At 36.7% G+C, this 4,515-nt stretch carries 4 protein-coding genes; all 4 read left to right on the top strand.

The features are described from left to right. Positions 1-342 precede the first annotated feature (342 nt). Positions 343-1,128, top strand: a complete 786-nt coding sequence (locus ADJ83_RS14390; protein WP_048718148.1) for a hypothetical protein — start codon at positions 343-345, stop codon at positions 1,126-1,128. After that, positions 1,115-2,080, top strand: coding sequence for a sugar kinase (locus ADJ83_RS14385; RefSeq protein WP_031537670.1), 966 nt, complete (start codon positions 1,115-1,117; stop codon positions 2,078-2,080). The genes ADJ83_RS14390 and ADJ83_RS14385 overlap by 14 nt, the downstream gene beginning before the upstream one ends. Next, a complete protein-coding gene (locus tag ADJ83_RS14380) occupies positions 2,077-3,366 on the top strand; it encodes an MFS transporter (protein WP_031537668.1) in 1,290 nt (429 codons plus the stop codon). Before ADJ83_RS14385 ends, ADJ83_RS14380 begins: the two co-directional genes overlap by 4 nt. A gap of 93 nt (positions 3,367-3,459) precedes the next feature. Further along, the gene (locus ADJ83_RS14375) at positions 3,460-4,464 is read left to right on the top strand and encodes a LacI family DNA-binding transcriptional regulator (protein WP_031537667.1); all 1,005 of its coding nucleotides are present in this window, start codon (positions 3,460-3,462) and stop codon (positions 4,462-4,464) included. Positions 4,465-4,515: the final 51 nt, after the last annotated feature.

The following is a 4,515-nucleotide window of genomic DNA, read 5'->3' as shown; positions in this document are numbered from 1 at the left end:
AACTACCGATTCACCAGGTAATTCACTTTTTCAGTGGCCTCGCAATGGAACGACTTAAGTTTTTACACCTGACCATACTTAAAAACATAGATAACCATCTTGAGAAAGTGTCTTTATTTAAGAGCTAAATTAGAGATTGTTCGTCTTTAAAGATTAGTTATTTATTTTGTCCTAGCCTCTTTTTTGTTTTGCTATCAAATTAGTTATCCGCAAATCTTTCTCCTCCGACTTTTTCCCTAATTATTGAATTTTTTCAAATTAGGTATTGAAAAGCGCTTTCATACCGATTATAATACAACTAAACCGGTTTACTAAATCGTTTTATGCGAGGTGTAATGTTAAATGGCAGAAATATATATTCCTCTAAATTCTTTATTTGCTGAAAAAATAACAATGAAAGACCTACTTCAAGCTATTTCAATCGTTGGAAAATCAAAAGCATCTGGAATTGAAATTAGAAGAGAGTTATTAAAGGAAAAGGAATTACTATCTATCTTAAAAAATATACAACCCATTCTTCACAAAGCTAACTTAGCTACCGTTTACTCCGCTCCTGTTCCCGTTTGGAATAGCACAGGGTCAGTAAACGAACAGGCACTTCAAACTATCTTTGAAGAAAGTAACTGTATTTCAGCAAAATGGGTGAAGCTTCCCTTGGGTCATTATATAGAGGATAAGTCAGATCTCCAATCATTATGGCAGATTTTAAAGAACCATCCAAATGGCACTTTATTAGTAGAAAATGACCAAACGTTGGAAGGAGGAAAAATACAGCCACTAGCATCCTTTTTTGAAAACGCTTCTAAAATAGATATTCCAGTGAGCATGACATTTGATATCGGTAATTGGGCGTTTCAAAACGAAGATGCTTATGAAGCTTTTCAAATTTTCCAACCCTTTATTTTCTATCTTCATTTGAAGCATGTATGTAAAGAGGATAATCATTTTTTTACCGTGTCTTTACCAATTGAACAAGACGCTTATTGGCGACAGTTCGATCAATGGATTCCAGCCTCGATTCCGAGAGCATTAGAGTTTTCCTTAGAGAGATCTTTAGAGGAAATGAATAAATATATAGATATTGTTCAAACAAATCAAAGGAGGGAAAATTCACATGCAATCAATTGATGTTATTACCTTCGGTGAGGCAATGGCTATGTTTATTGCTGATTCTTGTGGCCCATTACATGAGATAAATCACTATACAATGGAACTTGCAGGAGCGGAAACAAATGTGGCAATAGGCTTAGCTAAATTAGGCTACCATGCAAGCTTTGTAAGTAAAGTAGGTGCAGATGCCTTCGGAAAATTTATAATGGAGAAATTACAGAAACATCATGTTCAAGTAGATCAAATCCTAACAGACACCCTTTTTCCAACAGGCTTTCAATTAAAATCACGTGTGACACAAGGGGATCCAGAAGTACAATACTTTCGAAAAGGTTCTGCTGCAAGCCATCTATCTATTTCAGACTTTAATGAGCGCTACTTCCAAAAGGCAAAACACTTGCATATGACAGGCATCCCATTAGCACTTTCTTCTGATACTAGAAATTTTGCCAAACATGCGTTAAGCTTTTTTAAAAACAACGCTAAAAAGGTCTCTTTTGATCCAAACCTAAGACCAAAGCTCTGGAAGACCGAAAAGGAAATGGTAGATACCATTAACTTCTTTGCTAAACAAGCCAACTATGTTTTACCAGGATTAGAAGAAGGCATCAAACTAACAGGCTTTGAAAAACCTAGCGATATCGCCTCCTACTACTTAGATGCTGGAGTGGAATTAGTGATTATCAAACTAGGTGAAAAGGGTGCCTACTATAAATCAGCAAAAGAAGAAGCCATAATCAATGGCTACCCGGTAGAAAAAATAGTCGATACCGTTGGAGCAGGTGACGGTTTTGCTGTTGGAGTAATAAGCGGTATATTAGAAAACCTTCCTGTAGAAGAGTCTGTTCAACGAGGAAATGCCATTGGAGCATTAGCCGTTCAATCGCTTGGTGATAATACTGGATATCCAGATAAGCAAGAACTCGTGCATTTTATAAACAATCAATCTCAAAGGAGTGTAAGAATATGAATACCCTTTCTAAAAAAAGATGGATTCGCCTTATCCCGATTGTTTTTATTACCTATAGCTTAGCTTATTTGGACAGAGCGAATTATAGCTTTGGAGCTGCTGGTGGCCTGGCTGAGGATCTAAATATTACAGCAGCTACCTCTTCCCTCCTTGGTGCATTATTCTTTTTAGGCTATTTCTTCTTTCAAATTCCAGGGGCTCATTACGCAGAGAATAAGAGTGCGAAAAAGCTCGTATTTTGGGCGCTAATTCTTTGGGGCTTCTTAGCAACTGCAACTGGTCTTATTTCAAATGTCAAAATATTATTCGTTATCCGCTTTAGCTTAGGCGTAGTGGAAAGTGCCGTTATGCCTGCTATGTTAGTATTTTTAAGTCATTGGTTTACAAAAGCAGAACGTTCTCGAGCAAATACCTTTTTAATTCTAGGAAATCCAGCAACTGTATTATGGATGAGCATCGTATCTGGCTATATTCTTGAATCCCTCGGTTGGAGATGGATGTTTATTTTAGAAGGCTTACCTGCTGTTATTTGGGCATTTCTATGGTGGAAACTAGTAAATGATCATCCAAAAGATGCAAAATGGCTTAACGAAGACGAAAAGGCTGCCATTAATCACGCCTTGTCAGAAGAACAAAAGGAACTGAAACCTGTAAAAGACTATCGCGAAGCATTTAAATCAAAGACTGTTATTCTTCTTAGTCTTCAATATGCACTTTGGAGCATCGGCGTATACGGCTTTGTTATGTGGCTTCCTACTATTATTAATTCAGCACCAAATGCAAGTATCGTAACAACTGGTTGGCTTGCATCGATTCCTTATGTGTTAGCATGTGTTCTTATGTTAGCGGTTTCCTATTTCTCTGATAAATATCAAAATCGCAAGCTATTTGTGTATCCATTTCTCTTGATAGGAGCAATCTGCTTTTATGGCTCTTATTTAATTGGCACAAGCAATTTCTGGCTATCCTTTATTCTCCTTTCCATCGCTGGAGGAGCAATGTATGCCCCTTATGGTCCGTTCTTTGCCATCATTCCAGAAATACTTCCTAGAAATGTCTCTGGAGGAGCCATGGCTTTGATTAACAGTATGGGTGCACTAGGATCTTTTGCTGGAGCATATATTGTTGGCTATTTAAATGATGTAACAGGCGGCTTTGGAGCTTCCTATAATTTTATGGCAATCTCCTTATTATTGTCTGCTATTTTAACAATCATTGCGACAAAAAAGGAAAAGAATGTGCTAGAAAAGAAACCAAAATTAGCACAGCGAGCCTTACATGACTAATTTTTAAGCGTTTTCCTCTTTCCCTTTCCATGTATGAACAGATTGTTTTATACTAGAACAAGAATCTATTAATGTAGTGAGAGAGGAAAACAAATGGCGAAAGTAACCATGGCAGATGTAGCAAGTTATGCTGGTGTTTCCAAGAGCACCGTTTCCCAATATATCAATAAACGTTATGAGTACATGGGAGAAGACACAAGAGAAAAAATTAAGCTTGCAATTGAAGAACTAGGATATCACCCTAATTATATCGCACGTAGCCTTAAACAAAAAAAGACTTCCATGATCGGGATTATTGTAGCAGATATTGTACATCGTTTTTCAACTGAAATCTGCCGTTCCATTGAAGATTATTGCTTTGAGCATGACTATCAGGCGATTATTTGTAATGCTGACAATAATCCTGCAAAGGAAAGAACGTATATAGAAACATTGCGTGCCAAACAGGTAGATGGTCTTATTATTTTTCCAACAGGGCAAAACACAGATATTTATGCAAAAATGATTGAAGAAGATTATCCAGTCGTATTTATGGATAGAGATATACCGGGAATAGAAGCACCCTTTATTCTTTCCACAAACGTTGATTCTAGCTTTCAAGCTATCCAGCTATTTTTGGAAAATGGACATACAAATATCGCTATTTTGACACAGCCATTAACTATTTCTACAAGAAAGGAAAGAATGGATGGGTATAAAAAAGCTTTGCAAGCATACTCGATAGATATTTGTGAGGACTATATCATCAGCTCTGAAATAGAAAATGTGAAAACCGCATTGTCTAAGCTTTTTCAGAAGGAAAATCCACCAACTGCAATTTTAGCCGGAAACGATTTAGTGTTTTTAGAGACTTTAGCTTTTTTACAGGAAAATCACTTCCGTATTCCGGAAGATGTTTCCCTTATTGTATTTGATAATTTTCCTTTTGCCCATCTTTCCAATCCTCCCATGACCATCATTGCACAACCGGCTTTTGAAATGGGAAGAAAAGCAACCGAGGTACTTCTTAAAGAAATCAATAAGGAATCCTATCAAAAGGAAAAAATTATCTATCCATGTGAGTTGATTGTAAGACAATCATCGATCAAAAAGATTTAATAGTATTGGGGAATGGGGAGCGTTCCTTCAAGTTCTCATGATTGTTTGAAT

Origin of the sequence: Bacillus sp. 522_BSPC (assembly GCF_001076885.1) — a bacterium.
Taxonomy (GTDB): domain Bacteria; phylum Bacillota; class Bacilli; order Bacillales; family Cytobacillaceae; genus Niallia; species Niallia hominis.
This window is presented reverse-complemented; position numbering and strand designations above follow the sequence as displayed.